We start from the raw sequence: 7,138 nt of genomic DNA, 5'->3' as shown, positions 1-7,138 counted from the left end.
GGTGTGCACGTGATCGACTGCCCGGTCGATTACAGCGAGAACGACCGCATTCTCAACAGCGAGCTGCGTGAGCGCGCGCTGGCGGTGTAAGCCCTGACGACCTTATCGCTGTAAGCCGGCACCCACAGGTATCTCAGATCCTGTAGGTGCCGGCGGGTGGTAGATGGCAACCACTTCACGCCTGTTGCAATTGATCATTCTCAGGTTCTCTACTCATGGAGAACCCGAGAACATGACTATTGGTTCGACACACAACCCTCCTGCCGATCTGGCCATCGACCCATCACTGCCTATGCAGCCATGGGCCGCACGTCTCCCTAATCCCCCGGATCTCTGCTTCGACTACCGCCGGCTTCTCGAACAAGATCAGGTTGGGAAATAACGGCGTACGGGCCATTTTGTAGGGGGAGTCCTACTGCCATTATGTGACTTTCCTTTGGTCCCATAGGACTCTCCTGACTGTCGCTCCCTGGCCCAACATCGCTTTACTGGCGTCCTTCCAAAACAACCACAAAAAGGAAGCCGCCATGTCTGAATCCTGTTCCCCCGTCAGCCCCGTACGTATCGCTGTCATCCAGTACGACCCTCAGGTCGGTCTTGAGCACTGTGAGAGCAACGTGAGCAGAGGCCTGGCATTGGCCCGGCGCGCAGCACGCGAAGGTGCCAACCTGATCGTACTGCCTGAACTGGCCAACACGGGCTACACCTTCAACTCCCGTGCCGAAGCCTATTCCCATGCGCAGGTGCTGCAGGACGGCCCTTGCCTGAAAACCTGGGCCGACTTCGCCAGGCAGTACCAGGTATACCTGGCTGCGGGGTTTGCCGAACGTGACGGGCTGAAGCTATACGACAGTGCTGTACTGTTTGGCCCCGAAGGCCTGCTCGGGCACTACCGCAAAGCGCATCTGTGGAACCAGGAAAAGCTTTGGTTCACCCCTGGTGATCTGGGGTTCCCGGTGTTCGAGACGCCTATCGGCCGTATCGGCCTGCTGATCTGCTGGGACATCTGGTTCCCGGAAGTACCACGGGTGATGGCCGCGCAAGGTGCCGACATCATCTGCAGCCTCAACAACTGGGTATGGACCCCGCCGCCGTTGTTCGATGATGCAGGGCGCTGTATGGCCTCGTACCTGACCATGACGGCAGCGCATGTCAACAACGTTTATATCGCCGCCGCGAACCGTGTCGGCAGCGAGCGGGGCGGGCGCTTCCTGGGCTGCTCGCTGATCGCCGGTACCCATGGCTGGCCGATCGGCGAGGTGGGCAGTGCAGAAGCCGAGGAGATCATCTATGCCGATGTCGATTTGAGCAGTGCACGCTCGGCACCGATCTGGAACAGCCTCAACGACCTGCCAAGAGACCGGCGCACCGACCTCTACGATGCCACCCTTGGCTATCGCTTGCATGCACCTATGCCACGTTGAGGAGTTGCGAATGAACACGCGCTTCTTCTCACGACAGCAGTATTGGCTTGCGTTGATTTTCGGCTGCCTGCTGGTGTTTCTCGCTGCAAGCCTTGGCCATGGCCAATGGCTAGATTATGCACAGAGGGTGGCGACGCTCGATGAGCCGCTCAGCCGCTTGCGCTGGATTGTTGGTGATATCAGTGAAGTGGCTTTCTACAAGCACGAACTGCCCGCGCTGGGCTTGCTGCTGGGCGCGTGCTTGGCGCACTGGGCGCAGGTGCGAGGGTACCGCTGGCAGGGCTTTGCTATTTGCTATGGCAGCGGATTATGGCCATGGGTGTTTACCAGCTCGCTTTTGGGCTTGCTGCTCAGCCATGCGTTGTGGGGATGGACCTTGGCCAGTGGCATCTGGCAACCAACGTTCGTTGCCTTCGTGTCATTGCCGGCAGCCATGGTCTTGCTTTTTGGTGCGGGCTGGCGGGTGACGATCACGGGGGCGCTACTGGGGGCACTACTGGTAACACCGGCCAGCCTGCTGATGGTCAATTACCTGTGTTATCCCCTGCAGTTGCCAGTGGTAGTGGGCAATGTGAGTGGCATGGCTGTGGCAAGCGTTGTGGCCTTCATCCTGTGCAAGCGCTTTCCTTCATGGGTACGCCAATGCGGTGAACCCACCGTCGTGGCGCCGGTTGTCAATCAGCCTGACTACGGTGTGGTCTGGACTTTGCGGCGCGTTCTGGCCGACTTCAGCGAAGCCCCATTCTTTGGTAATGAGCTGGCCAGCCTCGGGCTATTGCTGGGTGTGTTGCTGGCATACCTGTTGAGCCCGGCTGCACTGTCATACGGTTCTATGCTGGTGATGCAGATGGTGGCCGGGCAGGCCCTGGCATCCCTGGTCGGGGTTGTACTCTGGCGTGGACAGTGGAAAGCCCGTGGGTGGTACCCTACCTACATTCCGATTGTGTCGATCGTCCCGGCCGCGGTGTTGACACATGGCGGCAGCTGGCAAGTGGTGGTGGCCAGTGCAGTGCTGGGTGCCCTGGTGGCTCCGCCGGTGGCAGTGGCGATCACTCAGCGGTTGCCGGCCTATGTGCATGGCTACATCGGCAATGTGGTGTCGATGGCCATCTGCACGCTTGGCATTGTGCCGGTAGTCGGGTTGATTGTGGGGGGAGAAGCATGAGTGAACATTCGAGCCTGCCCAGGCTGTCGATCGCCACTCTGGGTGGCACGGTCAGTATGCGAGCCGGTGCTGTCGGGGATGGTGTGACGCCAAGCCTGGATTGTGAGCGGCAACTGCTTCAGGTTCCACAATTGCGCGAGATGGCGCAGTTGAACGTTGCTTCATTGTGCCTGCTCCCCAGTGCATCGCTGGACTTCGCGACGTTGCTGGAGGTGCTGGCATGGGCCCGGGGCGAGGTGGAGCGCGGAGCCCAGGCCTTGGTATTGAGCCAAGGGACCGACAGCCTTGAGGAAACGGCCTATTTCCTGGATCTGCTCTGGCCATTCGATGCGCCATTGGTGATGACCGGTGCCATGCGCTCGGCGAGTCAGCCGGGCAATGATGGGCCGGCCAACTTGTTGGCTGCGGCTCAGGTTGCATTGGCACAAGACAGCCGTGGGCGAGGTGTGCTTGTGGTCATGAATGATCAGGTCCACTGCGCGGCAAGGGTTCGCAAGACGGCCAGCCTGGCGATGGCGGCATTCGAGTCGCCCGGATGTGGCCCGTTGGGCGACGTTGTGGAGGGTGTTGTGTTGTATCGCCATCCGCCCGGGCGACGGAACGTGTTGCCGTTACCGTATCGCACCGACCAGCGCGTTGCCCTGCTGGAAGCCTGCCTGGATGCGGACACGGCGCTGCTGCGGGCTGTGGCCACATTGGGTTATGAGGGGGTGGTCATCGCCGGTTTCGGTGCTGGGCATGTTTCCGCCAGTTGGTCCGAAGTGCTGGAACACCTGGCGCCCACCTTGCCGGTCATGGTTGCTACGCGCACAGGTAGGGGGCCTACAGCCCGGGCAACCTACGGGTTTGCTGGTGCAGAGATCGACCTGCAGAAAAAAGGCGTCTACATGGCTGGGCAACTCTGCCCGCGCAAATGCCGCATCTTGCTCTGGCTGCTGATAGGCACCGACCGGCAACATGACCTGCAGGCCTGGTTGCAGCCCTGAACCATCTGCCCGCGCGGTCGTTCGCGCGGGCAGCCCTTCCGGCGTTGCTGTGCTAGGGTGCACACACTTTTGCTCCCCAGGATTTTTACCCATGCTCCCCGTACTCAGCAAAAAAGAACTCGACCGCCTCGAAGACCTGCTGATCACCTATGGCAATGACTACTCGGTGCTGAACCTGGCCGAGCTCAATGGCTTTTTCGTCGCGCTGGCCAGTTCGCCGATCATTGTCCACCCGGAGCAATGGCTGCCCGCGGTGGCGGGTGGCAAGGTACCGAAGTTCAAGAAGCCCGCCCATGAGGAGGCCTACACGGCATTGATGCTGCGTTATGCCAGCCAGGTGGCAGAAGAACTCAGCAATGGTGTCGACCAGTTCGAGCCGCTGTTCGAGGAAAGCGAGGGCGAACAGGGCACTGTGATCGTGATGGAGGAGTGGTGTTTCGGCTACATGCGCGGTACCCAGATTGCCGGTTGGAGCGAGTTGCCACCGGAGCAGGACCCGCTGCTCAAGGCCATTTCGCTACATGGGCTGGAAGATAATTTCGAGCTGCTGGACCAGATGAGCGAAGAGGATATCCAGGCCTGTGTACCGCAGGTGGTCGAGGCTGCGCGTGGGCTGTACCGACATTTCAAAAAACTGCACTGATCGGATTGTAGGCTAGCGCTCACCTGCAGGCGCCAGCGCAAGTGTTTGGAAACCATTATTCCGCCCTGCGAAATTATGGTTTCCCCTGCGCACTGATTCTGCTGCCAGCCGATCCAGTGCAGCATGTGCTCCATCAGCCCCATCCCGGTGCTGACCAGGAGCCAAGCCCATGTCGAACCCGATCAAGCTCTACAACTTCCCCAAGTCTGGCCATGCCCATCGCATCGAGTTGATGCTGTCGCTACTGAACCTGCCCACCGAGCTGGTGTTCGTCGACCTGGCCAAAGGCGCGCACAAGCAGCCGGACTTCCTCGCCCTCAACCCGTTCGGCCAGGTTCCAGTCATCGATGACAACGGCACGGTGATTGCCGACTCCAACGCCATCCTCGTCTACCTGGCCAAAAAGTATGACAACGGTACCTGGCTGCCCGAAGAACCTGCCGCCGCCGCCCGGGTGCAACGCTGGCTATCGGTCGCCGCCGGCCCGCTGGCCTTTGGCCCGGCAGCCGCCCGCCTGGTCACGGTGTTCGGGGCTTCGTTCAATACCGACGAAGTGATTTCCCGCGCCCACACCTTGCTCAAGGTGATCGATGCCGAGTTGGCCAACACGCCATTCCTGGCGGGTAGCACACCCACCATCGCGGACATTGCCAACTACTCGTACATCGCTCACGCCCCCGAAGGCAACGTGTCGCTGGAGCCCTATGCCAATGTGCGCAACTGGCTGGCACGGATCGAGGCGTTGCCGCGCTTCGTCCCCATGCCGCGCACCGTGATCGGGCTGCAAACCCACGCCTGAAACCCCCGCCATCGCGAGGAACGCCGCCATGCAACAATCTCCTGATCACCGCCCCTCGCCCTGGCATGCGGGTGAAAAGACCCTGCAGGAAAAGGTCGGTGTAGCAGAACGCATGGAGGCGTTCGGGCAAAAGGTCATTCGTGACCACATGCCCGACCAGCACCGGACGTTCTATCACCAGTTACCGTTCATGGTCGCCGCCAGTGTGGATGCCCAGGGTCGGCCTTGGGCCACGCTGCTGGAAGGGCCAGAAGGGTTCGTAAGCTCGCCCGACCCTCGTATGCTGACGATCCACACCACGTTGCCAGCGGAGGACCCCGCCACCCCCGGGTTGGCAGCCGGGCAGGCGGTCGGCCTGTTGGGGATCGAACTGCACACCCGTCGGCGCAATCGCATCAACGGGCAGATCCGTCACGCTGCCCAAGGGCAACTGCAAGTGGCCGTAGAGCAGGCGTTTGGCAACTGCCCGCAGTACATCCAGTTGCGTGACTACACCCGCGTCACCGAACCCGCCCTCGGGCGCATCGATGCGACAACACTGGATACCTCAACCGTCAGCATGATCCAGGCGGCCGATACCTTCTTCGTCGCCAGCTATGTCGAGCATGCTGACGGCCAGCGCTCGGTAGATGTCTCTCACCGTGGTGGCCGGCCAGGGTTCATCAAGGTCGAAGGCAATCGGCTGACGATTCCCGACTATGCTGGCAATCTGCATTTCAACACCTTGGGCAACCTGGTGGTCAACCCGCGGGCCGGCTTGCTGTTCATCGACTTCAATAATGGCAATGTGTTGCAACTGTACGGGCGTGCCGAGGTGCTGCTGGACAGCCCGGCCATCCAGGCCTTTGAAGGCGCTGAGCGGTTATGGACACTGCAGGTCGAGCAGGTGGTGTGGCGTCCGGCAGCCGTTGCCCTGCGCTGGGCTTTCAAGGAGTACGCGCCGACCAGTCTGATGACCGGTACCTGGGCCGAGGCCGATGCGCGCCTGGAGCAGCGGCAACAACAGCGCCAATGGCTGGCCTGGCGGGTGCTGCGGGTGGAGCAGGAAAGCCGCGACATCCGCTCGTTCTATCTCGAACCACCGGCAGGCTGCCATGTGGCCTTTGCCCCTGGCCAGCATCTGCCTGTGCAGGTGACGCGTGATGGCGAGCCGGCGCTGATCCGCACCTACAGCCTTTCAAGTGCCCCCGACGATGGATTCTTGCGCATCAGCGTCAAAGCCCAGGGCCCGGCTTCGCGGTATTTGCATGAGCACGTTGTGGCCGGCGAGGTGTTGAATGTGCGGCCGCCGATGGGCAGCTTCACGCTTGATCAGCAAAGCACACGCCCGTTGGTGCTGATCGGCGCGGGCGTGGGCATCACGCCGTTGCTGGCCATGCTGCGTCAGCAGTTGAGGATGGGGCAGGCCCGGCGCATTCATCTGTTCCATGGCGCACGCAGCCTGGCCGACTTGCCGTTCCAGCAGGAACTGGCGACCTTGCAGCAACAGGCTGGCGAACTACTGCATATACACCGCGCCCTGAGCCAGCCTGAAGGGCACGCGCAGGTCGGTCGTGATTACGAGTTTGCCGGCCGGTTGGGTATCGAACAGGTCAAGGCAACGCTGGCGTTGGACGACTACGATTTCTACCTGTGTGGGCCCGGCAGCTTCACCCAGCAGCTTTATGAAGGGCTGCGTGGGGTGCATGTGCCGGATGCGCGGATTCACGCGGAAGCGTTTGGCCCATCGACGCTGCGGCGGCACACCGACGCAGACCAGCCAATCTTGCAACAGCCGCCTGCCGCCGACGAACCGGTGCCGGTGTATTTTGCTGCGTCGGCCAAGGAGGCTCGCTGGGTGCCCGGTAGCGGCACCTTGCTGGAACTGGCCGAGGCGCGTGGGCTGGCACCGGAGTTCAGTTGCCGGGGTGGTTCGTGTGGTACCTGCAAGACCCGGCTGGTGAGCGGCCAGGTGCATTATCCGAATCCGCCGGCAGAGTTGCCGGAAGCAGGGTCGGTGCTGATCTGTTGTGCTGTGCCAGCGAAGGGGGAGGAGGGGACGCAGGCGTTGGTGCTGGATGTCTGATTCAAGCCAGTCGTAGGAACGGGCTTGCCCGCGAAGAGGCCGGCACAGCTAACACC

At 61.6% G+C, this 7,138-nt stretch carries 7 protein-coding genes; all 7 read left to right on the top strand.

What is annotated here, in order from left to right; all coding sequences use genetic code 11:
• The coding region (locus tag ACF8Q6_RS08835; RefSeq protein WP_232856785.1) for a hypothetical protein at positions 1-90 on the top strand (90 nt) is incomplete at its 5' end.
• A gap of 437 nt (positions 91-527) precedes the next feature.
• Positions 528-1,424 (top strand): nitrilase family protein, encoded by an 897-nt coding sequence (locus ACF8Q6_RS08830; protein WP_019438852.1) that lies wholly within the window; start codon positions 528-530, stop codon positions 1,422-1,424.
• 10 nt (positions 1,425-1,434) lie between these two features.
• Positions 1,435-2,589, top strand: coding sequence for a hypothetical protein (locus ACF8Q6_RS08825; protein WP_392493359.1), 1,155 nt, complete (start codon positions 1,435-1,437; stop codon positions 2,587-2,589).
• Positions 2,586-3,575, top strand: coding sequence for an asparaginase (locus tag ACF8Q6_RS08820; protein ID WP_392493360.1), 990 nt, complete (start codon positions 2,586-2,588; stop codon positions 3,573-3,575). Before ACF8Q6_RS08825 ends, ACF8Q6_RS08820 begins: the two co-directional genes overlap by 4 nt.
• Positions 3,576-3,666: 91 nt before the next feature.
• Positions 3,667-4,218 (top strand): UPF0149 family protein, encoded by a 552-nt coding sequence (locus tag ACF8Q6_RS08815; RefSeq protein WP_392493361.1) that lies wholly within the window; start codon positions 3,667-3,669, stop codon positions 4,216-4,218.
• Between the two features lie 169 nt (positions 4,219-4,387).
• Positions 4,388-5,017: a glutathione S-transferase family protein gene (locus tag ACF8Q6_RS08810; RefSeq protein WP_108192036.1), complete on the top strand. Its 630-nt coding sequence runs from the start codon at positions 4,388-4,390 to the stop codon at positions 5,015-5,017.
• Between the two features lie 28 nt (positions 5,018-5,045).
• Positions 5,046-7,082 (top strand): pyridoxamine 5'-phosphate oxidase family protein, encoded by a 2,037-nt coding sequence (locus ACF8Q6_RS08805; RefSeq protein WP_392493362.1) that lies wholly within the window; start codon positions 5,046-5,048, stop codon positions 7,080-7,082.
• The last annotated feature ends 56 nt before the right edge of the window (positions 7,083-7,138 follow it).

This window comes from Pseudomonas sp. GLN_2 (assembly GCF_043106005.1).
In the GTDB taxonomy this organism is placed as follows: Bacteria; Pseudomonadota; Gammaproteobacteria; order Pseudomonadales; family Pseudomonadaceae; genus Aquipseudomonas; species Aquipseudomonas alloputida.
The sequence above is the reverse complement of the archived record's forward strand: the minus strand, read 5'-3'. Positions and strand labels throughout refer to the sequence as shown.